The following is a 24,972-nucleotide window of genomic DNA, read 5'->3' as shown; positions in this document are numbered from 1 at the left end:
TGTGCAGTCGCGGCAGGGATGGGGCAACAGAGCGCGGTTCAGTCGTCGCGGAAGATGTGCGGCCAGAGTTCGGCGGGATCGAAGCCGCCTTCAATCATGAGTTCGGCGAGGGTCTGGATGATTTTTTCGCGGGGCCAGCCGAGGTCGACCAGGCACGACGCGTAGTTGATGATGGCTGGGCGCAAGTAGGGTAGCAAATGCCCGCTCGCTTTGCTGGATTTGAGCAGGATCAGAGCGCAGCGGCGAAACAACGGCTCGGCCTCGCCTAGCCGGTTGGTGGCAGACAACAGCAAGGCAAGATTGTTGAGGCGGACCGCCACAGCGGGATGATCCGGGCCATAGCTCGCCTCGTCAATTGCCAGTGCCCGGCGATGCAGCGGCTCGGCCTCGCCTTGCCGGTCAGTGGCGCGCAATAGCTCTGCGAGATTATTCAGGCAGGTCGCTACCCTAGGATGATCTGGGCCATAGCTTGCCTCGTTAATCGTCAGCGCCCGGCGATACAGCGGCTCAGCCTCGTCTAGCCGGCTAGTATCTTGAAAAAGTCCTGCGAGATTGTTGAGGCGGATCGCCACTTCGGGATGATCAGGGCCAAGGCTCGCCTCAGCAATCGCCAGAGCCCGGCGATACAGCGGCTCGGCCTCGCCTAGTCGATTGGTCGCTTGCAAGAGGGATGCGAGATTGTTGAGATCTCTCGCCACCTCCGGATGATCCGGGCCGTAGCTCGCCTCATCAATCGCCAGCGCCCGGCGAACTAGCGGCTCAGCCTCGGCAAGCCGGTTAGTTTCTTGCAAGAGACCCGCGAGATTGTTGAGGCGGATCGCCAGATTGGGATGATCCGGGCCACGGCTTGCCTCGTGAATCGCCAGCGCCCGGCGATAAAGTGGCTCAGCTTCACCAAGCCGGTTGGTGGTACGCAATAGCTCTGCGAGATTATTGAGCCGAGTCGCCACATTGGGATGATCCGGGCCAAGGCTCGCCTCCTCAATCGCCAACGCCCGGCGATACAGCGGCTCGGCCTCGCCAAATCGGGCAAGCGCTTCAAGTATCGCGGCATACTCATTGTAAGACGCGGTTTGTGCTGCATAGGGACCAAGATCGCGGGTCCGCTCGAATAACCGCAGTCCATGCGGCAGCAGTGGCAGCAGCACCGGCCAGCAGCGCACGTCGCTGGCATGCATTTCGGGATTGGCAGCATACAGCCACCCGAACAGCGCCTCCAGCACCGCATCCCGCCGCGCTTCGTCGCGCGACTGCAAATCGCGCGCCACTTCCTGCACCAGCCGGTGCACGGTGATCGCCGCGTTGCCATCTTCCCAGCGCACGAAGCTGTAGCGCGAGAGGTCGGCGAGGGCCTCCTCCAGATCGATCTTTTCGGCGAGCGGCCACACGTCCCACAGGCTGCGCGGCAAGGGTTCGATCGAGAGCCAGGCCAGCATGTCGAGCAGCAGCCGCGCTTCCGGGCCCAGCTGTTCGAAGCTCGTCAGCCATGTCTGCGCGACCGCCATCGGGTAGGCGAGCTTGCTTGCATCGCTCGCGCCGAATTTCGCCAGCAGGGTCGGCGCCTGCTTGTCGAAATCCTGCGAATAGCGCGCAAAGCTGATCCGGCGCGTGTCGATGTAGGCGGCGGCCTGCACCAGTGCGAGGCTGAGGCAGCCGAGTTGCTCGTCCGCCAGCCGCCGCAGCGCCGCATCCTCGTCCGCCGTGCGGGTGCGGTGGGGGGTCGCCTCGCGCAGCAGCTCCATCGCCGCGTCGAGCGAGAGCAGGTCGAGCTGCAACGCCTCGACCCCGAAGCCCCAATCGTCCAGCCGGCTGGTGATCAGCACATGGCCCTTGCCGCTCGCGACCTCGTTGAGGAACTGCCGCACCGCGCCCGCTGCCGCCGCATCGTCGACGTTGTCGATCACCAGCAGCCAGCCGGGGTTGGCCTTGAGCCAGCGCACCACCGCCGCCACGCGGATGTTGAGATCGGGCGCGTCCTTCTGTTCCAGTTCCAGCACCCCGCACAGATTGGCGAGGCCGTCGGTCAGGTCGTTGGGCGACTTGCCGACGAGGAAGAACAGCGCCGAGTAATCCTCCTGCCGCGCATAGCCGTATTCGACCGCAGCGCGCGTCTTGCCCACCCCGCCCAGCCCGTGCATCGCGGTGCCGACGATGGCGGCCGCGCCGCTCTTGCTGCGGAAGCTTTCGGTGAGCTGATCGAGAAAATCGTCGCGCCCCTTGAACAGATGGCCGATGCTGCCCGGCAGGTTGCAGGGCTTGCCCGCGACCGGCCAGTGGAGCGACATGACCTCGGCCGCGAGCTGGTCGGGGTTGGCGAATTGCCGCCGGTCGAGGCCCATGGTGCCGTCGAACAGGAACGCCCGCCACGCGGCCTGCGCCGCCGCGTCGTCATCCGCGCCGGGCTCCCTTTCGGGCGCGCATCGGTCGCTCTCGAACAGGAAGGTCTTCACCCCGTAATGGCGCGCGAAAACCACCTCCCACTGGGTGTAGGACAATTGCGCGAGCTTTGCCGCGAGCGCCTCGGGCACCATGGCGCGCAGCTCCGGGGTCACCGCGCCCTCGGGCGGGTAGGCACCCGAATAGTCGCCGACCAGCGCCAGCACCCGGTCGCAGCCCTTGATGTAATCGTGGAGCTTGGCCAGCGTCGTGCCCTCGACCTGCGCGAAGGCCGACTGCACCTCGACCGTCAGCCCCCGGCTGCGCAGCCGATCGGCAATCGCATCGCGCGCATCCCCGAATTCGCGCGAAACGGCAGAGATGAAGATTCGCTGGGCCATTGGAACTGCAGACTAGCGCAAGCTGCGGGCAAGTCATCGACAATCGGGCACCTGCATCACCATTGACCTGCCCTGCCCCTTGCGCAACAACAAGGCGGCGTATCGGCCTGAAGTCGACGGGGGACTGATTGAAGCGCCGTCTGTTCATCAGCCACACCAGCAAGACCGCCGCCGCCACCGAAAGGCTGGAAAGTTTGCGCGATGCTCTCGTCGCGCGCGGCTTCGATGTGCTTGTGGACCGCGACCACCTCGAACCCGGCGATGACTGGCGCGAAGAGATCTACACCTGGCTCGGATTGTGCGACATGGCCGTGGTGCTCATCGCCCCGCGCGCGCTCGAGCCGGACAATCCGTGGGTGGCGCGTGAGGCGACAATCCTGATGTGGCGCCGTGCGCTGGACCCGGGCTTCACTGTGGTTCCGGTGTTGGTCGACGGGGTGACAGTGGAGAGTCTCCAGGCCGGGCCGTTCCGCGACCTGCTGCTCGAAGCGGTGCAGAGCGAGGTCGTGACCGATGACGGCGGGAACGCGTGGATAGAGCCGCTGGCCGATCGGCTGAAGAGCAAGGCGGGCGGTTCGGGAATTGCCGCCGAGGCACCCGTCAGGCGCCTCGCGGACCGGCTCGCTACCGAGTTGGAGAAAGTCAGTCCTCGCCTCCTGCCCAGGGCAGCCGAACTTACGAATGTCGAACTTGGCCCGTGGCGGCCGGATGCCGACCTGATCGACCGCCTCGCGCTGCAAATCCTCCATCTCGGCATGGCGGGCAGCGAACAAGCGCTGGTGCATCTGCACGAATACGGCACGGCCGCCGCCTGTCTCAGATCGGTGCTGGATGTGATCGCTCCTGGCTGGGTGGATCTATGCGCCGCGCATCACCTTGCCGGCTTGGCGGTGGGCGAAGATGCCGGCACGTCCCTGCTGTTGAACACTGAGACAACCTGGGCAGCGGAGATGTTCATCCGCCGCGCGAGCGGCAGCCCCAATCCGGAAAGCTGGCCCTACGTGCCCCTTGCCGACGTGCTCGACGAGGACGTCGAGAGCCTGGCCGAGGGACTACGTGAAGCGCTGATCAACAAGTTGCGGTTGGTCGACGATTTCCACGCGGGCAATCTCGATAACCGGCTGGCGGGTTTGCTGGAGGAAAGGAAAGCGGCCCGCAAGCCAGTCTTCGTGGTGATGCGCTATTCTGCCGGACTGATGCAGCATCTGAAAGCCTTGAAGCAGCGCTTCCCGACCTTGTGCTTTATCGTGCTGGGCGGTGCCGACAGCGACGAGGCGGCTGGCTTGCCGGGCCTGCGCATTATCGAACCGCGGCTCGGGCCGGACGACGTGGCCAGAGCCCAGCTTCAATACGACAACATCAACAGCCAGCTGACGGGGAATTGACCGGCGCATGTCATACACAAAGCTCTTCGATCCGCTCGCCGCGCCGCTGCCTGAGCCCGGCCCCGCCGGCATGGGCACGGCCACCCGCATTGCCGACCGCAGCGATACGGTCGCCTATGTCTATTCGGACGCCGTCGTGCTGGCCGTCAATCTCGCACTCGCCACGGGCCGGCCGCTGCTCGTGCGCGGGCCCAGCGGCACCGGCAAGTCCTCGCTCGCGCGCGATCTCGCCCGCCGCACCGGGCGGGTGCTGACCGAGGTGCAGATGACCTCGCGCATCGAGGCACAGGACCTGCTGTGGCAATTCGACGCAATCCGCCGCCTGCAGGATGCGCAGGTCCAGCAACTCAAGCCCGACGCCGCCTATATCCGGCCCGGGCCGCTGTGGATCGCATTCGACAAACATTCGGCGGCGGCACAAACTGCGGCCTACCGTCGGGGAGCGGCACCGCAGGACGGCGACAACGGTGCCCGGCCCCCCGCCGCGCAGCCCGCCGTGCTGCTGATCGACGAGATCGACAAGGCCGATCCGGACGTGCCGAACAACCTCCTCACGGTGCTCGGCAACCTCGCCTTCATGGTCGAACCGCTCGGGCAGACAATTGCCTGCGAGCAGCCGCCGCTGGTGGTCATCACCACCAACGACGAACGCGACATGCCCGCCGCCTTCGTGCGTCGCTGCATCGAGCTGGTGATCCCCTTTCCCGATCGCGCGCAGCTTGAGGCGATCGCGATGGCGCACTTCCCGGATTTCGACCCGGCCACGCTGGCGCGGCTGGCGGATCTGGCAATCACCGCGATGGAGGCCGAAAGATCGGGCGTGAGCACCGCCGAATTCCTCGATCTGGTTCAGGCCTGCGCCGAGCTGGGGATCACCAGCGAGGACGAAATGTTCGGCCTGGTGATCGATGCGACGCTGACCAAGTCGCGCTTCGCCTCGCGGTGAGCCTTGTCGCCGATCTTGCTGGCGCCCTGCGCGCTCTGGAACGGCTGCGGCCATCCAGCAGCGCCGCGCGCATCGCGATCTGCGCAGGCTTCAGGGTAGAGCTTGTCGAGCAGCGCGAAGAGCGTCCTGCGCCCGCTGCAAACTCCGCCTCGCCGCCCCTCGCGCCGCCGCGCCGCAGCGAGCCCGGACGTCCCCAACCGGCACCGCAGCGTCCGGAACCACGGCCGACCGAAATCGAGCAACTCGAGGCGCAGCCCACCGCCCGGCCGCAATGGCTGGGAAAACACACCATCCCGGCGCCGCCCCTGCCCGAAGCGCGCCCCAAATCCCTCCCCGCGCGTCCCGCAGGTGCACAGCCATGCCTGCTCCCGCTCGCCTCGCGCCGCTCGCTCCTGCTGGAGCTGACCGCACGCAAGGCTGCGACAGGGCCGCTCGATCTGGCGCGATTGGTCGATCAGGTCGCGCGCGGACGCCAGATTGGCCGCCTGCCGCGCCGCGCTGCCAGTCATCTTCCCGCCCGGATCCTGCTGCTGCTCGACGCGGGACCCGGGATGGATCCCTTCGCAGCCGACCAGCTGGCTTTCGCCGCCGCGCTGCGCCGCGCGGTCGGGCACGAGCGGATCAGGGTCCTGCGCTTTGCCGGGTCGATCGTCTGGGGCCCGCGCGATCCCCGCGCCGCGGAAGGGGCCGGACTCGGCGAGGTCCAGGCCGGTGACGCGATCGTCATTCTCGGCGACCTCGGGATCGGTCCGCGTTCCCTCCCGCTGCCCGCCGGCGAGCTCGATGCGCTCACGGCAAAAGGCTGCCGCGTGCTGGTGCTCAATCCCTACCCGCCCGACCGCTGGCCCGCGGCAATGGGCTCATCGGCGGTGATCCTCCATTGGCATGAGGCACTGCGCAGTGCCGACCTGCGCAAGGCCCGCACCCGCGCTGCGACGTCCGGGCCACAGGCCGGAGCGAGCGACGCGGCATGAACCGCCCGTTCGACGGCCCTGCCGCGATCGCGGCACTCGCGGCGACCCGTCCCGCAGCCGTGGCGCTGGCCGAAATCGTTTCGCTGGCGGTAACCGTCGAGCGCACGCTGCTGCGCGAGGCACGGCTGTCCTTGCCCGGCGCCGGGCCCGAGACCGAGGCCGATCTCTACTTCAGCGACCTGGTGCTCGATCACAATCCCGCGCGACTGGTTCTGAGGCCGGAAGCGGCACACCATCTGCGCCTGCGCCTCGCTGCCGATCCCGCGCGGCTCGAACAGGCCTGGCAGCTCGTGTCCGCCCGTCATGAGCACATTTCCGCCACCGCCCGCACCGAGGAGCTGCTGCAATGGCACGCCCTGCGCGGCGACACCCCGGCGGTCCGCGAGCTGCTGCGGGCCTGTGTGAGCACGGTGGTCGATGCCGGACGTCCCGGCTTTGCCGCCTGGGCGATCGATGCGATCGGCCGGATGGATCCGACGGTGCGCGAGCTCGAGGAATACCGGATGCTCGGCATCGGCGCGGCGATGCGCACCGGCGGGCAACGCGACCAACTGGCCACGCTCGCGGACGACAGGCTCGGCGAATGGCTCGACTGGCTCGCCCCCGAAGCGATGGATCGAACCGAACTGGGTGTGACGCTGGTCGAAGGCGGCATCGAGTTCGGCCCGGCGAGCGAGGCGCGCTACGGTCAGCGGATCAGCCTGCCGGCGCGCTTCCCGCAGGTGATCGAGGTGCGCGAGAACGGCGGGCAGACCCACCCCCTCGCCCTGCGCGCCAACGCGCCGACGCTTGTAGAGACGGGGAGCGACAATCTCACGATCACAGCGGAGGACGGCACGCGGATGAGGGTGCGCGCCCCGACGCAGAGATTTGTCCAGCAAAGGCGCAAGCCGCGCGTCCACCTTACATACGAAACCGAAATGTTCGGCAAGATACGGCCGGTAGAGCTTCCCTTTGTCATCGGCGTCATCGCTGACCTTGGGGGGCATCGGATGCCGGGACGCACGCGGCTGGCAATGCGAGAGTTTGTCGAGGTCGATTATGCCAACCTCGATGCGCAAATGTCGCGCATTCGACCGTTCCTGAATCTGATGGTTCGGGACGTCATCACAGACGTTTCGGTAAGTGAGTGCCGCCTTTCCTTCGCAACGATGGCTGATTTTCAGCCGGACAAAATCATGGAGCAAGTACCCGAAATAAAGTCTCTTTACAGTGCCCGCCAGTGCCTAACGGACCTATTGGCCTTCATGGATGGGAAAGACGGGGCCCAGAGCCTGATGCGGGATGTGTTTGCAAAGGACGATTACATTTTTGCGTTGTCGACCATGACGGTCGGGCGGTTCGGCCGCCGTTACGATAGCGAAAGGCGCTTGGCCCGAGAGCAATATCTGAAAGGCGACATCTCAGGCGCAATCGCAACGATGGAGGGGTTCCCACGCGGCAGTCCGGAAACACAACTGGCAAGTGATCAGGCATTTCTGGCTCGCCTGTTGGCGCTTCAGGAGGAAGGACTTGGCGAAGTTTCGGGGCAGACTGGAGGTCAGTCGAGGGGAACGAAACCCGACCCACATGTTCGGAAGCGCTCGCGCAGGCAGTCCTTCAAGCGGCAACAAAAGCCCCTTCCTGCGCAGATTGTGGAGGTGATCAGCGAACGCGTGAAAGTAGCATTCGCCCCGCGAGATCAAGAGCGGCAGGACCGGATCGAAATAGCGATCGCCGAAGTTTGCGCCATTCTCGCCGACTATCCCGACCTCAACGATGGCGACGCCTTCTCTACCATCGACGCCGCAATCTCGGTGCTCGACGATTACATCGGACGCCAGATCAATCAGATCATGACCCATCCCGATTTCCGCAGGTTGGAGAGCACATGGCGTGGGCTCGAATTTCTTTTGAGCCGCAGTGCGACCGGGCCAAACCTCAAGATCAAGGTACTCGACATCGCTCGATATGAGCTGTCGGCGGCATCTCGGTGCCGCGCGCCGCTTGCCCCGGATGGCACGCGAGGGGAGTTGTTCCGGCACATCTACGAAGCGGTCTTCGGCCAGCGCGGCGGAGAACCTTTCACGGCCATAGTCTGCGACTTTGCCTTCGGCGACGGCAAGGATGATCTCGACATTCTCGAGCAGCTCGGCACCATCGGCAAATATGCCCGCACAGCTTTCATCGCCGCAGCCGCCCCAGCAGCGCTCGAACTGAATAGCTGGGACAACCTCGCCGATCCCCGCGATCTGGATCCTGACCGGCTGACGCTGTCGGGCAGTCGCAACTATACCGAGTGGTTCCGCAACACTGATGCGGCGCGGCATATAGTCCTGACTCTGCCGGGTATAGTAGGCCGTCCGCAGTGGTCGGACCGCGACAATCCGGTCGAGGCCTTCTCCTTCAACGAGAACTCCCCCCCAGTGTTGATCAATGCCGCCTGGGGGCTCGGGCATTGCATTGCCCGAGCCTGCGCAGATTATGGTTGGCCGGTCCGCATCAAGGGAGCTGAAAGCGGCGGCATCATCGACAACTTGCCCGAAGCACTATTCGAGGGGGAAGTGCAGCCCCGCAATGTCGAGGTGATGGTTACTGATCGCCGGGAATGGGCGCTCTCACAGCTGGGGCTTACGCCTGTGCTGGGCATAAAGGACGCCGATCGGACATGCTTTGTCAGCGCGCAGACGCTTTACCGGTCGGTCGACGATGCGTCTCCAATCAGCAGCCCTATGGGATCGCGCTTGCATTACGAGCTCGCCCACGCCCGCTTCGCGCATCACCTTATGTGCATGCACCGGGATCGGTTGGTCAGCAAGACAGATACCGCCACCCTCCAAGCCGACTTCACCGACTGGGTCCAGACGTGGGTAAGCACCGACGAAACGATGTCGGACGAGACCCGCGCGCGGTTTCCGCTCCGCGAAGCGCGCGTGGACGTAGGGACCGCAGATCCTTTAACGGATTATGCCGAGGTCAGACTGGCAATTGATCCCGCCTATCAGCTCTATGGCGCACCGAGCCTCATTGAAGGGCATTTCTGGGTTCCCTTAGCATCCTGACCCCCACCCCCTCGCATCACATAGCCCCCACCACCAGCACCACCGCATTATATCCCGCGTGGTACGCCATCCCCGTCGCCAGCCCCGCGCGGGTGCGGATGAAGGCGAGCAGCAGCCCGCCCAGCACCTGCGGCAGCACTACGGCAACGCCCAGCGGACTCGCCAGAGCGGCGTAATTGCCGAGGTGGATCGCGCCGAACAGCAGCGCCTGTGCCCACACGATCACGGCGAAATGGCGGATGAAGGCGGGGGGCACTGTGCGGGCATCGGCGCGCGCTTGGGTCAGGCTCCAGTGGACGAGGCCCGCCAGCGCCACGCCCGCGCCCGCCCATGCCAGCATCCGGCCATGCTCGGGCACCAGCGCCACCCCCGCCAGCATCAGCGCCATCGCCGCAAAGCCGCAGGCGGCAAAGCGCAGGGCCGCAACGCTCCCGGAGAGCCAGCCGCGGAACACCAGCTCCTCGAGCAGCGGGGCGATCACGAGGAAGGCGAGCGGGCTGGTCGCGAGGCCCTTCGCCTCGGCGTCGGGCGTAGGCAGCACCCCGGCGCTGCGGCTCGCCAGCCACAGCGGGCCGACCACGGCGACGAGCAGCACCAAGTGCACCGCGCCCGCCGCCAGCAGCACGCGCGCCCGCTCGCCCGGCGATGCCACGAGCTGCGCGGCGTAGCTCGGGCGCAGCAGGAAGCGCGCCGCCTCGGCTGCCCCCGCGCGCAAGCTCAGCGCACGCGCCCTTGCGTCCCCCGCGCCTGCCGGAGTAAGGCCCGCGCCCGTATCTCCAACATTTCCGGTGAAGTCATCCAATGGCAGGCCATTCCAAGTTCAAGAACATCATGCATCGCAAGGGCGCGCAGGACAAGAAACGCGCGGCGATGTTCTCCAAGCTCTCGCGCGAGATCACCGTGGCGGCCAAGATGGGCATGCCCGATCCCGACATGAACCCGCGCCTGCGCCTCGCGGTTAACGCCGCCAAGGCGCAGTCGATGCCCAAGGACAATATCCAGCGCGCGATCGACAAGGCCGCGCAGGCGGGCGGCGAGGATTATATCGAGATGCGCTACGAGGGTTATGGCCCGGGCGGCGTGGCGCTGATCGTCGAGGCGCTGACCGACAACCGCAACCGCACCGCGACCAATGTCCGCACCGCCTTCAGCAAGAACGGCGGGAATCTGGGCAGCGAAGGCTCGGTTTCGCATGGTTTCGAACGCCGCGGGCTGATCGAATACTCCGCCGCTGCGGGCGACGAGGAGAAGGTCCTCGAGGCTGCGATCGAGGCGGGCGCGGATGATGTCGAAAGCTCCGAGGACGGCCACACCATCTGGACCGCCGCCGAAGACCTGCACGGCGTGGCGGGCGAGCTCGAAAAGGTGCTCGGCCCGGCGGACAATGTGAAGCTGGCGTGGAAGCCGGTGCTGACGGTGGAAGCCGATGAAGCCACGGCCGCCACGCTGATGAAGCTGATCGACACGCTTGAGGACGATGACGACGTCCAGACCGTGTGGGGCAATTACGAAATCTCCGACGAGGTGATGGAGAAGCTCGGCTGACCTTCCGGGAATGGCTTCTGGCGATTGCCCTCGGCAGCGCCTTCCTGCTGGCCGCCGCCTGGCGCCTCGGCCTGACGATCGGGTTGTAAGGCGATGCTGATCCTCGGCCTCGACCCATCGCTGTCCTCGACCGGCTGGGGCGTGATCCGCGTTGAGGGCGCGCGGCTCAGCCATGTCGCCAATGGCCAGATCAAGACCGACCCCGCCGCCCCGATGGCGGAGCGGCTGGCGGCGCTTCAGGCGGGCCTCGCCGAAGTGATCGCCGCTCACCGCCCCGACCGCGCGGCGGCGGAGGAGATTTTCGTCAACAAGAACCCGCAGTCGACCCTCAAGCTTGCGCAGGCGCGCGGGAGCGTGCTGGCGGCGTGCGGGGCGGCGGGGCTGACGGTCAACGAACACGCCGCGCGGCTGGTCAAGAAGGCGGTCACCGGCACCGGCGCGGCGGAAAAGGCGCAGGTCGCCGCGATGGTCAAGGTGCTGCTCCCCGGGGTGCAGATCGCCGGGAGCGATGCGGCGGATGCGCTGGCAGTCGCCATCGCCGACGCGCATCTCGCGCCGCGGGGCTGACTATTCGAAGACCTCGAGGTCGTCGTCGCCGAATCCGGTGCCGCGACGCAGCGCCCAAGCGCCGCGCACGCCCTGCACCACCATCACCAGAAAGAACAGGTTGAGCACCAACCCGCCCAGCCCGGTTAGCGTCAGCAGCTTGTTGAAGATCTCGAGCACCAGCATCGCCGCCACGGCGCCGCCCCAGAACACGCCCTTGCCCGCCTTCAGCCGGAACCCCGCGATGAGCGCGATCAGCGCCTGAAGGCCGATCATCCCTGCGGTGACCTGACCCTCCAAGGTGTCGAAGCCCGCCATCCCGCCGTAGAACAGCGCGCTCAGCACCGTCAGCCCGGCCGTGATGAAGCACGCCAGCCCGCCCTGATCGGCAGCGGTTTCCGCTCCGCCGCGCGTCGAAAGGTCCGCATCCCAGATCGCCATTGCCACCCCCGCGATTGATCGCCAAACACGTCCCACTCCGGGCCCCGGCCCGTCAAGACGGCAAATTGAGGCAAGCAACGGAATTGCAATGACGATCCACCTTTACGGCATCCCCAACTGCGACACGGTGAAGAAGGCGCGCACGTGGCTCGACGCGCAGGGCCGCGCCTACATCTTCCACGATTACAAGAAGGAGGGCGCCGATCCGGAGCGCATCGCGGGCTGGATCGCTGCCGCCGGGCTCGATCTCGTGGTCAACCGCAAGGGCACCACCTTCCGCGCGCTGTCCGAGGACGACAAGGCCCGTGCCGCCGATGCCGCCACCGCGCCCGCTCTGCTGGCCGCCAACCCCAGTGTCATAAAGCGGCCCATCGCCGAACACGCGGGCGGCATTCTCGTGGGCTTCAAGCCCGACGAATGGGCCGCCGCGCTCGGCTGAGCCCAACTCCACGCACAAAATGAACCCGCTCGAGATCATCGCCGTCGTGCTCGGCATCGCGAATGTCGGCCTGCTGGTGCGCCGCTCGATCTGGAACTACCCCTTCGGCATGGCGATGGTCGCGCTCTACTTCGTCATCTTCCGTGAGGCGCGACTCTATGGCGAGGCGGGCTTGCAGGTGTTCTTCTTCGTCGTGCAGGGCTGGGGCTGGTGGCTGTGGGCCCGCGCCGGGGGCTTGGCGCGGATGGTCGAAGTCGAATGGATGGGCTGGCCCGCGCGCGTCGCCGCGCTGGCGCTGGTCGCCGCCTCGAGCCTCGCGATCGGCTGGGCGATGGCGACCTGGACCAATGCCGCCCTGCCCTTTGCCGATGCCGCCATCGCCGGAGCGAGCGTCGTCGCGCAGGTGCTGCTGGCGATGCGCCGGGTCGAGAATTGGGCGCTGTGGATCGCGATCGACGTGCTGTCGGTGGGGGTCTATATCAACCGCGAGCTTTATCTCACCGCCGGGCTCTATGTGGTGTTCCTCGTGCTCGCGGTGGCGGGCCTGAGGGAATGGACCAAGGCGGCGCGCAGCGGCGCGGCGGTGGAAGCGTGAAGCGCGGCTTCCTCCTCGGCAAGTTCATGCCCCCGCACGCCGGGCACCTGTCGCTGATCCGCGCCGCGCGCGCGCTGGTGGACGAGCTGACGGTGCTGGTGTGCTGGCTGCCGGACGATCCGATCCCGGGCGAGACGCGCCTCCAATGGATGCGCGCGCTGGCCCCCGATTGCCGCGTGGTCGGCCACGGCGCAGTCGTCCCGCAGGCCCCAGAAGACAGCGCCGATTTCTGGCCGATCTGGCGCGCCATTGTCGCGGAGGTGCACCCCGAACCCATCGACTACCTCTTCGCGGGCGAGGATTACGGGGCGGAGCTGGCGCGGCAGGTGGGCGGGTTCTTCGTCCCTCTGGGCGGCCGGGTGCTGGGCCTGTCGGACGATCCCGTCGCGGGCCTCTCGGCCAGCGCGATCCGCGCCGATCCGGCAGCGCATTGGCGCTACCTCCCCGCGCCCGTGCAGGCCCATTACCGCCGCACCGTCTGCCTCCACGGGGCCGAGAGCACCGGCAAGTCCACCCTCGCCGCCGCCCTCGCCGCCGAGACCGGCGCGCTCACCGTGGGCGAATATGGTCGCAGCCATTGCGAGGTGCATGAAGGCCCGCTCACCCTTGACGACCTCCTCCTCATCGGCCGCGCCCAGACCGCTATGATCGCCGCCGCCGCGCCTTACGCCGGGCCGCTGCTGATCGCCGATACCGACGCGCTGATGACCGCCGCGTGGGCCGAAATGCTGCTGGGGACACGCCCCGCCGCGCTGATGCAGGCCGCAAAGTGCGACCTCTACCTGCTGTTCGAGCCCGACCTCCCCTGGGTCGACGACGGCACCCGCTTTTTCAGCGATTCCGCCGACCGTCACAGGTTCGCAATGATCGTGGAACAGGTGCTGGTCGATGCCGGCGTGCCCTTCGCACGGGTTTCCGGGCAAGGCGAAGCGCGGCTCGCGGCGGCACGCGCGGCGATAGGAGCGATGGAATGATGAAACCCGTGATGATCCTCGCCGCGCTGCTCGCCGCAGCACCCGCGGCCGCGCAGGACATGCTGATCATCGCCCACCGCGGGGCGAGCGCCGAGCGGCCCGAGCATACCCTCGCCGCCTATGAACGCGCGATCGATCAGGGCGCGGATTATATCGAGCCCGATCTGGTGGCGACCAAGGACCTCGTCCTCGTCTCGCGCCACGAGAACGAGCTTTCGGCCACCACCGATGTCGCCACCCGCGAGGAATTCGAGGATCGCCGCCGCGACAAGACCATCGACGGCCGGTTGGTGGCAGGCTGGTTCGCCGAGGACTTCACCCTCGCCGAACTGCGGACCCTGCGCGCCAAGGAGCGCATCCCCGCGCTGCGCCCCGCCAATACGCGCTTCGACGGGCTCTATCAGGTGGCGACGCTCGCCGACATCGTGAAGCTGGTGCGTGCGAAGGAGGCCGAGACCGGGCGGCGGATCGGGCTCTATCCGGAACTCAAGCACCCGACCTTCCTGCTCCAGAGCGAAGGGATCGACCTCGTCGACCTGCTGCTGCGCGACTTCCGGGTGCTGGGCATCACGACGGCGGACCCGGTGTTCATCCAGAGCTTCGAGGTCGCCCCGCTCCAGCGCCTCCGCCAGCGCGCCCCCGGCTTCAAGCAGGTGCTGCTGGTCGAACCGCTCGGCGGCCCGGCGGACGAACCCTCCTTGCGCTATGCCGAGATGGTGAGCTCGACGGGGCTCGCCGAGGTGGCGAAGTATGCCGATGTGGTGGGTGCCTATGCCGGGATGGTGCTGAACCCCGACGGCACGCCCACCGCGCTGGTCGCCGACGCGAAGGCGGCAGGCTTGCAGGTCCACGCGTGGACGATCCGCCCGGAGAATGATTTTCTCCCCCCGATGCTGCGGACGGGCGAGGACCCCAAGGGCCGCGGCTGCGGTGACGTGAAACTGGCCGCGCTGCTCAAGGCGGCGGGCGTGGCGGGCGTGTTCAGCGACGGGCCATTGAAGGGGCGCAGCTGCCCGGCGGGCTAGAGCGGTTTCCGCTCTGTTCCGTCACTACTTTTTTTTCACTTATTCCGGCTAACTCTCCCCGAAACACATCAATCGGGGTCGCACATGAAATACGCCTTGCTGCCGCTTGCGCTCGTCTGCCTGTCCGGCTGCGGCGCGCTGTTCGGCCCGCCGGCCACGCTAGAGGAAACCCTCGAGGATGCCGCGGGCTTCTTCAACCGGCGCGGGACTGTGTCGCTGCCGTCCGAATTCGGCGACGCGCGAGTCGAGGCGAAGGTCGATGGCAAGGACACCATCACCGTCCGCATCGTCGACGCGCCGACCGGCTACGACACGCTCGACCCCAACCTCGCGCGCAAGCTGCTGCGGGGCAAGCTGTGCGACATCTCGAGCGTGCGCCACATCTTCACCCGCGGGGGCAAGATCCGGGTCGAGATCATCTCGAACATCGGCGTCGAGGCGACCTCCTTCCAGCTCGCCCAGTGTTAGGCGCGCCGCGCTGACAGGATGTAGTTGAGCGCCATGTCGTCCGACAGGTGCAGCCCCTTGCCGGGCCGCCATGCGATCCCGCGCTTGGCGGTCACCGTCAGCCCTACATCGGCCAGCATTGCCTCCAGTTCGTCGGGCGTGACGAAATCCTCCCAGTGGTGGGTGCCGCGCGGGACGTAGCCGACCGCCTCGGCCGCCCCCACCAGCAGCACGCGGCTCGCGGCGGTGCGGTTGGGGGTGGACATCACGAGCAACCCGTCAGGCGCCAGCCGCGCCGCCACGTCGCGCAGGAAGGCGGGCTTGTCGGCGACGTGCTCGATCACTTCGACGCTGGTGACCAGATCGAACTGGCCGATGTCGAGCCCCGCAACCTCGCCCGCCATGTAGCGGATATCGAGCCCCACGCCTTCGGCATGGGCGCTCGCGGCAGCGATATTCTCCGCCGCCGCGTCCACGCCCGTCACAGCCGCGCCAAGCCGCGCCAGCGGCTCGCACAGCAGCCCCGCCCCGCAGCCTATATCGAGCGCGGACTTGCCCGCGAGCGGCTTTGCCGCGCGCGCCGCCTCGGGCCAATGCGCGTCGATCGCATCGCGCACGAAGGCGAGCCTGACCGGGTTCACCTGATGCAGCGAGGCCATCGGGCCTTTCGGATTCCACCAGTCACGCGCCAGCTTTGCGAAAAAATCTGCCTCTTCGGGGCGGATTGTAACATTCGGAATGTTTGCGTTTGCCATCATCCATCCCTAACAGCGCGCGCGAACACTCACCAGCAGGAGCTGAGCTTTGGCCCGGATCGTGATGAAATTCGGCGGCACCTCGATGGCCGGGACGGAGCGCATCCGCCGCGTCGCCAATATCGTGCGCGCGCAGGCCGCGCGCGGCGATCAGGTGGCGGTGGTCGTCAGCGCGATGGCGGGGGAGACCGACCGCCTCGTGAATTTCTGCCGCGAGGCCAATCCGCTCTATGACCCGGCCGAATATGACGTGGTCGTCGCCAGCGGCGAGCAGGTGACGAGCGGCCTCCTCGCCCTCACCCTGCAAGCGCTGGGCTGCAAGTCGCGCAGCTGGCTCGGCTGGCAGCTCCCCATCCACACCATCGAAGCCCACGCCAAGGCGCGGGTCGAGAGCATCGACGCCGAGGCTCTCATCGCCAGCATGGAAGCGGGCGAGATCGCCGTGATTCCGGGCTTTCAGGGCCTGTCGGAAGCGGGCCGCGTCACCACGCTCGGGCGCGGCGGATCGGACACTTCGGCAGTCGCGGTTGCAGCCGCGATCAAGGCGGATCGCTGCGACATCTACACCGATGTCGACGGCGTCTACACCACCGACCCGCGCATCGTCGCCAAGGCGAAGAAGCAGAAGGCGGTGACCTACGAGGAAATGCTCGAACTCGCCAGCGTCGGGGCCAAGGTGCTCCAGACCCGCTCGGTCGGCCTTGCCATGAAGGAAAAGGTGCGCGTGCAGGTGCTGTCGAGCTTCATCGGCGAGGGCGCGCCGCCTGCCGATGATTTGCCCGGGACGATGATCGTCTCGGACGAGGAAATGGACGAATTGGTGGAGAAGGGCCTGATGGAACGCCAGCTTGTGACCGGCATCGCGCATGACAAGAACGAGGCGAAGGTGATCCTCACCCGCGTGCCCGACCGTCCGGGCGCGGTGGCCAACATCTTCGAGCCGCTCGCCGCGGCCAGCATCAATGTCGACATGATCATCCAGAACGTCGGGCGCGACAAGGGCGAGACCGACGTGACCTTCACCGTCCCCCAGTCCGACCTCGCCCGCGCGCAGGCGCTGCTGGAAGACCGGCGCGGCGAAATCGGCTTCAACCGCATTATCACCGACAGCAAGATCGCCAAGATCAGCGTCGTCGGCGTCGGCATGAAGAGCCACGCGGGCGTCGCCTCCTCGATGTTCCGCGCGCTTTCCGACCGCGGGATCAACATCCAGGCGATCTCGACCAGCGAGATCAAGATCAGCGTGATGATCGACGAGGACGAGACCGAACTCGCGGTGCGCGTGCTGCACACGGCTTACGGGCTCGACGCGAAGGACTGACGCCAGGGAGCGGGTTAGCTGAAAGATAGCCCGCTATATCGGCATTAACCATCTTCGGTGACTTCGCCTTAAGGATTCTCACCAGAGTGTAACCGGGCTCACTCCCGAGCCCGGAGCCCCCTGTGTCATGGCCATCAAGGCCCACCTCGATTCCCAGCCCGTCGCCAGCCCCGAAGGCAACCAGCGCGGCGCCCCCCGCCGTGCGCTGTGGCTGGAGACCAGCGGCTTTCCCGCCGATGCCGACCCCGATGGCGTGGCGGCCAATGTCACGATCCACAACATCTCGGCCGCCGGCCTGCTGCTCGAGACCGCGCTGGTGCTGGCCGAGGGCGATGAGCTCGCGCTCGATCTGCCCGAGGCGGGCGCGGTGGTGGCGACGGTGGTGTGGCGTTCGGAGAAGCTCTACGGCTGCGCCTTCGCCACCCCGCTGAGCAATGCCGCGCTCGCCGCGGCACAGTTGCAGGGCTTTGCCCCCGGCGTGCCGACCCGGCCGCCGGAGAGCCCGCTTGCGGCCGCCGCGCCGCCTTCCGGCGCTTCGGCGAGCGAGGGGCTCGGCAGCAGGCTCAACCGGCTGCGGCGCGAGGCGGGGCTGACGCTTGCCGATGTCGCCAATGCTCTGGGGGTCAGCAAGCCGACCGTCTGGGCGTGGGAGAAGGGCAAGGCCCGCCCGCTGCCCGAACGCCTCGATTCCATCGCCGCCGCGCTGGGTGTCGATCCCGAGATCCTCGCCGCCGCGCCCGCCCCGCGCGAGATCGAGGGCGTGATCGCCGAGTGCCGCGCGCGCATTGCCGCGGCCTGCGGCACCGCGCCGGAAGCCGTGCGGATCATGATAGAGCTCTGATTCGCACGAGTTCCCGCAGCTAGAAAGCGCTACCTACTGCGTCCAATACGTATTGGATGGGCTGCTCCATTGGCAAATTATGGTAAACGGAACCCGGAGGTGATTCGTTTTTTAGTCGAGTAACATTACTTAGCTAACAAGAATTTGCTTTGTCTTCGGGAAAACAGGGGAAAGTTTTCTTAGGTACGGCTTAATTTAGTTACCAAGTAAATCTGACTAGGAGCGAGTTGGCGAATTCATCGTTGGACCGCTGGGGCACTATTGGGATGAAAATTGGTTTAAGTGAGGTCGAAGGCCATGTTCTGCATGGTCTGCTGGAAGAAACTTCCGGCGATATCGTGATCAGGATCGACCGGCATGGCTTTATCGTTCACGCATCGGCGAACATCGCCGAGCTGGGATCGGATCTGACCGCCGCGCTGCTCCCGCCGCACATCACAGATCTGGCCGAACGCGATCACGCCGCCTTCCTCGGCGAGCAGGTGACGCGCGGCCTTCAGGGCTGCACGCAGGTCGGCTGGATCGAGTTTCCGGTCGCCGCCTGCGCCGATCGCGGCACGATCCGCGAGGTGCATTTCCCGCGCTGGTATGCGCTCACGCTGAAGCCGATGTGCATGCCCGACGGCACCCCCGACGGGGCACTGTGCCTGATGCGCTCGGTCCAGCAATTGCGCAGCCTCGAGGGCGAGCTCCACGCCCGTGCGGTCACCGATCCGCTGACCGGGCTCGCCAACCGCACCGCCTTCTGCGCCAGCCTGCGCCGTCACCTCGCGCGCGGCGGCGGGCAGAAGGTCGCGGTCTTCGCGGTCGACAACATGCGCGCGCTGCTGCTGCGCTATGGCCAGCGCACCGCGGACGAGGTGCTGTGGGGCTTTGCCAAGTTCCTCGAGACGATGGCGCTGCCGGGCCATGAGCTGGCGCAGCTCGATGGCGAGCGCTTCGCGGTGCTGCTGCCCGACATGACCGCGAGAGCCGCGCGCGAATGGACCGAGGACGTGATCGAGACCTTCGCCGGCCTCGCCGCGCCCGCCCCCACTGCCGGCAAGGCCAGGACCCCGCACCTCACCGCAAGCGCGGGGATCGCGCGGGTCGAGTGCACGGTCGACTGGACCTTGCGCGAGGCGGAACTGGGGCTGGTGCTGGCGCGCGCAGGCGGCGGGCGGCAGGTGGCCGTCGCCGGGCATCGCAGAGCCGCATAACTGGACTCGCGCGGGCGGTTCGCTAAACCGCCCTCATGAGCCACATTGCCACCATCCTGCTGCTCGGTTCGGGCGAGCTGGGCCGCGAATTCGTCATCTCCGCCAAGCGCCTCGGGGCACGGGTGATCGCCTGCGATTCCTACGACGACGCCCCGGCGATGCAGCTGGCCGATGGGCGCGAGGTGTTCTCGATGCTCGACGGGGCGGCACTGAGGGCGGCGGTGGAGAAGCACCAGCCCGACCTCATCGTCCCCGAGATCGAGGCGATCCGCACCGAGATGCTGGCCGAACTGGAGACGGAAGGGTTCACTATCGTCCCCTCGGCCCGCGCCGCGCAGCTGACCATGAACCGCGATGCGATTCGCGACCTGGCGGCCGGCGAGCTGGGGCTGGTGACCTCGCAATACGGCTATGGCGAGAGCTTCCCCGAATGCGAGGCCATCGCCGCGCGTATCGGCTATCCGCTGGTGATGAAGCCGGTGATGTCCTCCTCGGGCAAGGGCCAGAGCAAGGTCGACGGGCCCGAGGCGCTCGAGGCCGCGTGGGACTATGCCGTCGCCAATATGCGCGGGGATCGCGCAAGGGTCATCTGCGAACAGTTCATCGCCTTCGACTACGAGATCACCCTGCTGACCGTGCGCCACGCGGGCGGCATCAGCTTCTGCCCGCCGATCGGCCACCGGCAGGAGCGCGGCGATTACCGCGAAAGCTGGCTGCCTGCCGCGATGTCTCCCGCCGCGCTCGCCAAGGCGCAGGACATGGCCGCCAAGGTCGTGATGGCGCTGCAAGGCGGCGGGCGCGGCTGGGGGCTTTATGGGGTCGAGTTCTTCGTCAAGGGCGAAGAGGTGATCTTCTCCGAGCTCTCCCCCCGCCCGCATGACACGGGCATGGTGACGCTGGTCAGCCAGGATTTGACCGAGTTCGACCTCCACGCCCGCGCGATCCTCGGCCTGCCGGTGCCCGAGAGCATCGCCGCCCGCCCCGCCGCCTCCGCGGTGATCCTCGCCGACCGGGAGTCGGACAGCTTCGCCTTCGAAGGCCTCGCCGAAGCGCTCGCGCTGGGCGACACCGATGTGCGGATCTTCGGCAAGCCCGTCACCCGCCCCTATCGCCGCATGGGCGTGGCGCTGGCCCGCGCGGCCGACGCGCCCGCAGCGATCGACCTTGCCAAGCAGGCGGCAACGGCCGTGCGGATTGTCTATTCGCCTTCCAGCGACTAGGGCGCAGCGGATGGAAACCTACCCCAAGACCGCCGCGCTGATGGAGCGCGGCACCGACTTCCTCGGCTGCGACACCGCGATCCTGTGCGGCGCGATGAGCTGGGTGAGCGAGCGCAACCTCGTCGCCGCGATCAGCAACGCAGGCGGCTTCGGCGTGATCGCCTGCGGGGCGATGACGCCCGAACTGCTCGATACCGAAATCGCGGCGACCAAGGCTCTCACCGTCAAGCCCTTCGGCGTCAACCTCATCACCATGCACCCGGCGCTGTTCGATCTGATCGCGGTGTGCCGCAAGCATGGCGTCACGCATGTGGTGCTGGCGGGCGGCATCCCGCCCAAGGGCTCGGTCGAGGCGATCAAGGCCGACGAGAGCGGTATCAAGGTGATCTGCTTTGCCCCTACCCTTGCCCTCGCCAAGAAGCTGCTGCGCTCCGGGGCGGATGCGCTGGTGATCGAGGGGATGGAAGCGGGAGGGCATATCGGCCCGGTCTCGACCTCGGTGCTGGCCCAGGAAATCCTGCCCGAGCTCGCCGCCGATCACCTGATCTTCGTCGCGGGCGGCATCGGCCGGGGCGAGGCGATCGCCTCCTACCTCGAAATGGGCGCGGCTGGCGTGCAATTGGGCACCCGCTTCGCCTGCGCCACCGAGAGCATCGCCCACCCCGATTTCAAGAAGGCCTTCTTCCGCGCCTCGGCCCGCGAGGCGGTCGCGAGCGTGCAGGTCGATCCGCGCCTGCCGGTGATCCCGGTGCGCGCCTTGAAGAACAAGGGCACCGAGGAGTTCACCGCCAAGCAGCGCGAAGTCGCCGCGCTGCTGGACGCGGGCGAGGTCGACATGGCCGAGGCCCAGCTCCAGATCGAACATTTCTGGGCCGGCGCGCTGCGTCGCGCGGTGATCGAGGGCGATGTCGAGAACGGCTCGGTCATGGCCGGGCAGTCGGTCGGCATGGTGACCAAGGAAGAACCCGCCGCCGACATCATCGCCGAGCTGATGGCGCAGGCCGAGGCGGCGCTGGCGCGGTAGCATGGCCGACCCGCTCGTCCTCACCCTCGCCTGCGCCGACCGGCCCGGCATCACCGCGCGCGTGACCGGCTTCCTGTTCGAGCGGGGCGCCAACATCCTCGACGCGCAGCAGTTCAACGACCGCGGCGAGGCGGGCGGGACGGACCGCTTCTTCATGCGCGTGGTGTTCGACCCCGACGGCTCGACCCGCGACATGCTGCGCGCCGATTTCGCGGCGCTGGCGGGCGAATTCGGGATGGAGTGGAAGATGGCGCGCGAGGACCGTCCGCGCCGCACCATCATCATGGTCAGCAAGTTCGACCACTGTCTGGTCGACCTGATCTACCGCTGGCGCACGGGAGAGCTGGCGATCGATCCGGTGGCGATCGTCTCCAACCACCCGCGCGATGCCGCGATCCGCGTCGATATCGGCGACATTCCCTTCCACCACATCCCCGTCACCCCCGACACCAAGCCTGCCGCCGAGGCGCAATTGCGGGCGCTCGCCGACGAAACCGACGCCGAGCTGGTGGTGCTGGCGCGCTACATGCAGGTCTTCTCGGACGACCTCTCGGGCCATTTTGCGGGCCGCGCGATCAACATCCACCACTCCTTCCTCCCCGGCTTCAAGGGCGCCAAGCCCTATCACCAGGCCCACGCGCGGGGCGTGAAGATCATCGGCGCGACCGCGCATTTCGTCACCGCCGACCTCGATGAAGGTCCGATCATCCACCAGGATGTCGAGCGGATCACCCACGCCGATTCCCCCGAGGACCTCGTCCGCAAGGGCCGCGACATCGAGCGCCGGGTGCTCGCCGAGGCGGTGCGATTGTTCGCCGAGGACCGCGTGCTCATGAACGGCAACCGGACGGTGGTGTTCAGGGGTTAGGGTGTTCAGGGGCTGATCCAGCCCGCGCTACGCAACTCTGCAATCCGGCTGCGGCTGACCGGGGCGGCAAGCCCTCCGTGGAGCACCAGTTGCAGGTCGCGCCCGGTGCGGCGCTGGCCTGTCACCGCGCTCTTCGCCACCCACCAGCTGCGATGCACCTGCGCGCCGCCACCCTCGGGCATCAGCGCGGCGGCCTCGGCCAGCGGCATCAGCACCAGCGCGCTCTTCCCCTCGGCGATGACGCGGACATAGTGGTCCTCCGCCGCCAGCGCGAGGATCGCAGGGAAGCCGGGCGCAAGCCGCTGGTGCAGCGCAGAGGTCGCCACCCCGGGGACGGGCGGCGCGGGAGGGGGCGGCTCGGGCGCCGCCACAGCCTCCACCGGCTCGGGCAAGCGGGCGTGCTCGGCGCGGGCATAGAGCACGAAGAACAGCGCGAAGAACCCCGCAGCGACCACCAGCGCCTGCACCCACACCGCGCCGAACTCGCTGCCGAACATCGCGCGCGGGCCACCCACGAGGCCAAGCACGCCATAGGTCACCGCCACCCCGACGAAGGGCACCGCCAGCGCATGGCCCCAATAGTCGGCGAGCCCCAGCAACCGCGCCACCGCAATCCCGATACGCGCGGCTGCAAGATAAACCAGCCATGCCGCCAGAAACCCGGCGAGCGAGAGGGCCAGCCGCGCGCCCAGCGCCACCTCGCCGAAGGGCAGGAGATCGAACACCGCCACCACCACCGCGACCATCGCCACGACGCCCGCCTCGGCCATCAGGCGCTCGGCCCCGGATAGTCGCCGCGCGACCATTCACGCAGCCCCGCCGACCATCCGCGCATCGCCGCGACAGCCCGCGAAGGGAGGGCTTGCGGCAGGGCGGAAGCGGCGGCTTTTCATGGCCATCGTCATAAATCGCCAGACCGAAAGGAGGCAAGCATGAGCCAGCACAACGCCGCCCCGCAGCGCCAGATCAGCCTGGGCGCGACGGCAGCGCTCACCATTCTCGTCACCGCTGCCCTCACCATCCTGTCGATGATGTTCGGCGGCTTCGGATCGGGCAGCCCGGCCACCCCGCAGGCGCGCGCGCTGTCGCTGCCGATCATGCTCCACCTCGCCACCGTGGTGCCCGCGCTGCTGCTCGGCCCGGTGGTGCTGCTGCGGCGCAAGGGCGACGCGACGCACCGGATGCTGGGCCGCGTGTGGGTGTGCCTGATGCTGGTGACGGCGATCACCTCGGCCTTCATCCGCTCGCCGGGAGGCGGCATCGCGGGGACCGGCTTCAGCTTCATCCACGCCTTCACCGTGTGGACGCTGGTGAGCGTGCCGCTCGCCGTGCGCGCGGCGCGGCAGGGGCGGATCGCGGCGCACCGGGGGATGATGACCGGGCTCTACGCAGGGCTGGTGATCGCCGGGGCCTTCAGCTTCCTCCCCGGCCGCCTGCTCGGGAGCGCGATGTTCGGCGCGCCGTGATATGCAGCACAGGGTTCACTTCCCGGCGCTGGCGGGCAGGTCGATCGCCTGCACCTCGGTGCCGATGGCGTAGACGCGCAGGCCCTTGTCGGTCGGCACCGTCTGGAACTTGTTCGCCGCCCGCGCGATCGGGGCGCGCTCCCATGTCGCGCCGCCGTCGCGGGTGGCGAAGCCCCCTGCGGCGGTGCCGACGAAGCCGACGTCCTTGCTGACAAAGCCGATGCCGAACTGCCGCGCGGTCGCGTCCTGCGCCATTTCAATCTCGCGCCATGTCCGTCCGCGATCATCGCTGCGGATCACCAGCTGGGTCGCCCGCGTCTGATCATAGGACTGGACGGTGGCATAGCCGGTGTCGCCGCCTTGCGGAAAACTCGCCTTCCAGATCAGCTCGAGCTTGCGGCCCGAGCGGTAGACTTCCTTCCACGTCTTGCCCCCGTCCTCGGTGCGCAGCACCAGCCCCTCGGCCTGCTGGGGGTCGGCATTGGTGGCGGCGAAGACGAGGCCCGTGTTCTCGTCGAAGAACCTGATGTCGAGGATCATCCCTGCGTGCGGGGCCATGTCGATCACGTCCCAAGTCTCGCCGCCATCGACCGAGCGCAGGATGCCGGTCGGCCCGCCCACGCGCCCGGCGGCGTGGATCACGGTGCGCGGCACCAGCGTGCCCTGATAGATGCGCTTCACCGTCAGGATGTCGATCGCGCAGACGCCCTTGATGGTCGCCTCGCCGGTATCGACCGCCTCCCAAGTCTTGCCGCCATCGCGGGTGCGGTAGAGCGGGGTCGTGTCGGTGACGCCGGGGTAATAGTCGGTGCCGATATTGCCGATGAAGCCGTTCATCCGGTCGACAAAGCCGACCGCGCGCACGAAGGTGCCGGGGCGGCTGGCGACCTTCTCCCATGTCGCGCCGCCGTCTGTCGTCGCAAAGAGATCGCCCGCGCCGGTGCCGTACCAGCCGTGGTCGGGGTCGACGAAGCTGACCGAGTCCCGCTTGCCGCGATAGGCCTCGGTGGCGAAGGTGCGCCACTCGCCCGATGCCGCCGGAGTCTGGGTGGGCGCGGGTGCCTCCTCGGCGGCGAGCGGCGCGGTGAAGGCCAGCGCGGCGAGCGCTGCGGCAATGGTCATTCTCATGCGGTGCGACCCCCT

General features: G+C 67.5%; 24 protein-coding genes. 18 read left to right on the top strand and 6 right to left on the bottom strand.

Features of this window, described 5'->3' with window-relative positions:
• Positions 1 to 38: 38 nt before the first annotated feature.
• Positions 39 to 2,777 (bottom strand): tetratricopeptide repeat protein, encoded by a 2,739-nt coding sequence (locus tag PFX90_RS15950; RefSeq protein WP_285713646.1) that lies wholly within the window; start codon positions 2,775 to 2,777, stop codon positions 39 to 41.
• Between the two features lie 128 nt (positions 2,778 to 2,905).
• On the opposite strand from PFX90_RS15950, the gene PFX90_RS15945 reads away from it, so the two are divergent.
• Genes PFX90_RS15945 through tssC form a run of 4 tightly spaced genes read left to right on the top strand, consistent with a single transcriptional unit; the run spans position 2,906 to position 9,123 of the window.
• Positions 2,906 to 4,162, top strand: a complete 1,257-nt coding sequence (locus PFX90_RS15945; protein ID WP_285713645.1) for a toll/interleukin-1 receptor domain-containing protein — start codon at positions 2,906 to 2,908, stop codon at positions 4,160 to 4,162.
• Positions 4,163 to 4,169: 7 nt separating this feature from the next.
• The gene (locus tag PFX90_RS15940; protein ID WP_285713644.1) at positions 4,170 to 5,108 is read left to right on the top strand and encodes an AAA family ATPase; all 939 of its coding nucleotides are present in this window, start codon (positions 4,170 to 4,172) and stop codon (positions 5,106 to 5,108) included.
• The gene (locus PFX90_RS15935; protein ID WP_285713643.1) at positions 5,105 to 6,082 is read left to right on the top strand and encodes a hypothetical protein; all 978 of its coding nucleotides are present in this window, start codon (positions 5,105 to 5,107) and stop codon (positions 6,080 to 6,082) included. The genes PFX90_RS15940 and PFX90_RS15935 overlap by 4 nt, the downstream gene beginning before the upstream one ends.
• The gene (gene tssC / locus PFX90_RS15930; RefSeq protein ID WP_285713642.1) at positions 6,079 to 9,123 is read left to right on the top strand and encodes a type VI secretion system contractile sheath large subunit; all 3,045 of its coding nucleotides are present in this window, start codon (positions 6,079 to 6,081) and stop codon (positions 9,121 to 9,123) included. The genes PFX90_RS15935 and tssC overlap by 4 nt, the downstream gene beginning before the upstream one ends.
• 16 nt (positions 9,124 to 9,139) lie before the next feature.
• Here the strand turns inward: tssC and PFX90_RS15925 are convergent, their stop codons facing one another.
• Complete coding sequence (locus tag PFX90_RS15925) at positions 9,140 to 9,838, bottom strand: CPBP family glutamic-type intramembrane protease (RefSeq protein ID WP_285713641.1); 699 nt, start codon at positions 9,836 to 9,838, stop codon at positions 9,140 to 9,142.
• Between the two features lie 86 nt (positions 9,839 to 9,924).
• Between PFX90_RS15925 and PFX90_RS15920 the strand changes: the two genes are divergently transcribed.
• Positions 9,925 to 10,668, top strand: coding sequence for a YebC/PmpR family DNA-binding transcriptional regulator (locus PFX90_RS15920; protein WP_285713640.1), 744 nt, complete (start codon positions 9,925 to 9,927; stop codon positions 10,666 to 10,668).
• A 93-nt stretch (positions 10,669 to 10,761) separates the two neighbouring features.
• The gene (gene ruvC, locus PFX90_RS15915; RefSeq protein WP_285713639.1) at positions 10,762 to 11,235 is read left to right on the top strand and encodes a crossover junction endodeoxyribonuclease RuvC; all 474 of its coding nucleotides are present in this window, start codon (positions 10,762 to 10,764) and stop codon (positions 11,233 to 11,235) included.
• Here the strand turns inward: ruvC and PFX90_RS15910 are convergent, their stop codons facing one another.
• Positions 11,236 to 11,655, bottom strand: coding sequence for a hypothetical protein (locus tag PFX90_RS15910; RefSeq protein WP_285713637.1), 420 nt, complete (start codon positions 11,653 to 11,655; stop codon positions 11,236 to 11,238).
• A gap of 88 nt (positions 11,656 to 11,743) precedes the next feature.
• Between PFX90_RS15910 and PFX90_RS15905 the strand changes: the two genes are divergently transcribed.
• The 5 genes from PFX90_RS15905 to PFX90_RS15885 all read left to right on the top strand — a co-directional run bounded on the left by PFX90_RS15905 (position 11,744) and on the right by PFX90_RS15885 (position 15,156).
• Positions 11,744 to 12,094, top strand: a complete 351-nt coding sequence (locus PFX90_RS15905) for a Spx/MgsR family RNA polymerase-binding regulatory protein (protein WP_285713636.1) — start codon at positions 11,744 to 11,746, stop codon at positions 12,092 to 12,094.
• A 19-nt stretch (positions 12,095 to 12,113) separates the two neighbouring features.
• The gene (gene pnuC / locus PFX90_RS15900; RefSeq protein WP_285713634.1) at positions 12,114 to 12,689 is read left to right on the top strand and encodes a nicotinamide riboside transporter PnuC; all 576 of its coding nucleotides are present in this window, start codon (positions 12,114 to 12,116) and stop codon (positions 12,687 to 12,689) included.
• Positions 12,686 to 13,663, top strand: coding sequence for an AAA family ATPase (locus tag PFX90_RS15895; RefSeq protein WP_285713633.1), 978 nt, complete (start codon positions 12,686 to 12,688; stop codon positions 13,661 to 13,663). Before pnuC ends, PFX90_RS15895 begins: the two co-directional genes overlap by 4 nt.
• Positions 13,660 to 14,688 (top strand): glycerophosphodiester phosphodiesterase family protein, encoded by a 1,029-nt coding sequence (locus PFX90_RS15890; RefSeq protein ID WP_285713632.1) that lies wholly within the window; start codon positions 13,660 to 13,662, stop codon positions 14,686 to 14,688. The genes PFX90_RS15895 and PFX90_RS15890 overlap by 4 nt, the downstream gene beginning before the upstream one ends.
• Before the next feature lie 84 nt (positions 14,689 to 14,772).
• Positions 14,773 to 15,156 carry a hypothetical protein gene (locus PFX90_RS15885; RefSeq protein WP_285713631.1) on the top strand — a complete coding sequence of 128 codons (384 nt, stop codon included), beginning with the start codon at positions 14,773 to 14,775 and terminating at the stop codon, positions 15,154 to 15,156.
• Here PFX90_RS15885 and ubiG read toward each other — a convergent pair.
• Positions 15,153 to 15,890, bottom strand: a complete 738-nt coding sequence (gene ubiG, locus PFX90_RS15880; RefSeq protein WP_285713897.1) for a bifunctional 2-polyprenyl-6-hydroxyphenol methylase/3-demethylubiquinol 3-O-methyltransferase UbiG — start codon at positions 15,888 to 15,890, stop codon at positions 15,153 to 15,155. The two genes, PFX90_RS15885 and ubiG, sit on opposite strands and share 4 nt — an antisense overlap.
• Before the next feature lie 49 nt (positions 15,891 to 15,939).
• On the opposite strand from ubiG, the gene PFX90_RS15875 reads away from it, so the two are divergent.
• From PFX90_RS15875 to purU, 6 genes are all read left to right on the top strand, one after another.
• Positions 15,940 to 17,211, top strand: a complete 1,272-nt coding sequence (locus PFX90_RS15875; protein ID WP_285713630.1) for an aspartate kinase — start codon at positions 15,940 to 15,942, stop codon at positions 17,209 to 17,211.
• Between the two features lie 127 nt (positions 17,212 to 17,338).
• The gene (locus PFX90_RS15870) at positions 17,339 to 18,052 is read left to right on the top strand and encodes a helix-turn-helix domain-containing protein (RefSeq protein ID WP_285713629.1); all 714 of its coding nucleotides are present in this window, start codon (positions 17,339 to 17,341) and stop codon (positions 18,050 to 18,052) included.
• A 266-nt stretch (positions 18,053 to 18,318) separates the two neighbouring features.
• Positions 18,319 to 19,251 (top strand): sensor domain-containing diguanylate cyclase, encoded by a 933-nt coding sequence (locus PFX90_RS15865; protein WP_285713628.1) that lies wholly within the window; start codon positions 18,319 to 18,321, stop codon positions 19,249 to 19,251.
• Positions 19,252 to 19,286: 35 nt separating this feature from the next.
• Positions 19,287 to 20,471, top strand: coding sequence for a formate-dependent phosphoribosylglycinamide formyltransferase (purT, locus tag PFX90_RS15860; protein ID WP_285713627.1), 1,185 nt, complete (start codon positions 19,287 to 19,289; stop codon positions 20,469 to 20,471).
• A gap of 10 nt (positions 20,472 to 20,481) precedes the next feature.
• Positions 20,482 to 21,495, top strand: coding sequence for an NAD(P)H-dependent flavin oxidoreductase (locus tag PFX90_RS15855; RefSeq protein WP_285713626.1), 1,014 nt, complete (start codon positions 20,482 to 20,484; stop codon positions 21,493 to 21,495).
• A 1-nt stretch (position 21,496) separates the two neighbouring features.
• A complete protein-coding gene (gene purU, locus PFX90_RS15850; protein WP_285713625.1) occupies positions 21,497 to 22,363 on the top strand; it encodes a formyltetrahydrofolate deformylase in 867 nt (288 codons plus the stop codon).
• A 5-nt stretch (positions 22,364 to 22,368) separates the two neighbouring features.
• Here the strand turns inward: purU and PFX90_RS15845 are convergent, their stop codons facing one another.
• Positions 22,369 to 23,169 carry a LytTR family DNA-binding domain-containing protein gene (locus PFX90_RS15845; RefSeq protein ID WP_285713624.1) on the bottom strand — a complete coding sequence of 267 codons (801 nt, stop codon included), beginning with the start codon at positions 23,167 to 23,169 and terminating at the stop codon, positions 22,369 to 22,371.
• Positions 23,170 to 23,295: 126 nt separating this feature from the next.
• Here PFX90_RS15845 and PFX90_RS15840 point away from each other — a divergent pair, with 126 nt between their 5' ends.
• A complete protein-coding gene (locus PFX90_RS15840; protein WP_285713623.1) occupies positions 23,296 to 23,829 on the top strand; it encodes a DUF2306 domain-containing protein in 534 nt (177 codons plus the stop codon).
• 15 nt (positions 23,830 to 23,844) lie between these two features.
• Here PFX90_RS15840 and PFX90_RS15835 read toward each other — a convergent pair whose 3' ends face one another.
• The gene (locus PFX90_RS15835; protein WP_285713622.1) at positions 23,845 to 24,957 is read right to left on the bottom strand and encodes a WD40/YVTN/BNR-like repeat-containing protein; all 1,113 of its coding nucleotides are present in this window, start codon (positions 24,955 to 24,957) and stop codon (positions 23,845 to 23,847) included.
• Positions 24,958 to 24,972 lie beyond the last annotated feature (15 nt).

This window comes from Erythrobacter oryzae (assembly GCF_030271515.1).
Taxonomy (GTDB): Bacteria; Pseudomonadota; Alphaproteobacteria; order Sphingomonadales; family Sphingomonadaceae; genus Erythrobacter; species Erythrobacter oryzae.
This window is presented reverse-complemented; position numbering and strand designations above follow the sequence as displayed.

Excerpts from the sequence above, each read along its gene's own strand:
- PFX90_RS15950 (WP_285713646.1), bottom strand. The coding sequence starts at position 2,777 with ATGGCCCAGCGAATCTTCATCTCTGCCGTTTCGCGCGAATTCGGGGAT.
- PFX90_RS15940 (WP_285713644.1), top strand. The coding sequence starts at position 4,170 with ATGTCATACACAAAGCTCTTCGATCCGCTCGCCGCGCCGCTGCCTGAG.
- tssC (WP_285713642.1), top strand. The coding sequence starts at position 6,079 with ATGAACCGCCCGTTCGACGGCCCTGCCGCGATCGCGGCACTCGCGGCG.
- PFX90_RS15920 (WP_285713640.1), top strand. The coding sequence starts at position 9,925 with ATGGCAGGCCATTCCAAGTTCAAGAACATCATGCATCGCAAGGGCGCG.
- ruvC (WP_285713639.1), top strand. The coding sequence starts at position 10,762 with ATGCTGATCCTCGGCCTCGACCCATCGCTGTCCTCGACCGGCTGGGGC.
- PFX90_RS15910 (WP_285713637.1), bottom strand. The coding sequence starts at position 11,655 with ATGGCGATCTGGGATGCGGACCTTTCGACGCGCGGCGGAGCGGAAACC.
- PFX90_RS15905 (WP_285713636.1), top strand. The coding sequence starts at position 11,744 with ATGACGATCCACCTTTACGGCATCCCCAACTGCGACACGGTGAAGAAG.
- pnuC (WP_285713634.1), top strand. The coding sequence starts at position 12,114 with ATGAACCCGCTCGAGATCATCGCCGTCGTGCTCGGCATCGCGAATGTC.
- PFX90_RS15890 (WP_285713632.1), top strand. The coding sequence starts at position 13,660 with ATGATGAAACCCGTGATGATCCTCGCCGCGCTGCTCGCCGCAGCACCC.
- PFX90_RS15885 (WP_285713631.1), top strand. The coding sequence starts at position 14,773 with ATGAAATACGCCTTGCTGCCGCTTGCGCTCGTCTGCCTGTCCGGCTGC.
- ubiG (WP_285713897.1), bottom strand. The coding sequence starts at position 15,890 with ATGGCAAACGCAAACATTCCGAATGTTACAATCCGCCCCGAAGAGGCA.
- PFX90_RS15870 (WP_285713629.1), top strand. The coding sequence starts at position 17,339 with ATGGCCATCAAGGCCCACCTCGATTCCCAGCCCGTCGCCAGCCCCGAA.
- PFX90_RS15865 (WP_285713628.1), top strand. The coding sequence starts at position 18,319 with ATGAAAATTGGTTTAAGTGAGGTCGAAGGCCATGTTCTGCATGGTCTG.
- purT (WP_285713627.1), top strand. The coding sequence starts at position 19,287 with ATGAGCCACATTGCCACCATCCTGCTGCTCGGTTCGGGCGAGCTGGGC.
- PFX90_RS15855 (WP_285713626.1), top strand. The coding sequence starts at position 20,482 with ATGGAAACCTACCCCAAGACCGCCGCGCTGATGGAGCGCGGCACCGAC.
- purU (WP_285713625.1), top strand. The coding sequence starts at position 21,497 with ATGGCCGACCCGCTCGTCCTCACCCTCGCCTGCGCCGACCGGCCCGGC.
- PFX90_RS15845 (WP_285713624.1), bottom strand. The coding sequence starts at position 23,169 with ATGGTCGCGCGGCGACTATCCGGGGCCGAGCGCCTGATGGCCGAGGCG.
- PFX90_RS15840 (WP_285713623.1), top strand. The coding sequence starts at position 23,296 with ATGAGCCAGCACAACGCCGCCCCGCAGCGCCAGATCAGCCTGGGCGCG.
- PFX90_RS15835 (WP_285713622.1), bottom strand. The coding sequence starts at position 24,957 with ATGAGAATGACCATTGCCGCAGCGCTCGCCGCGCTGGCCTTCACCGCG.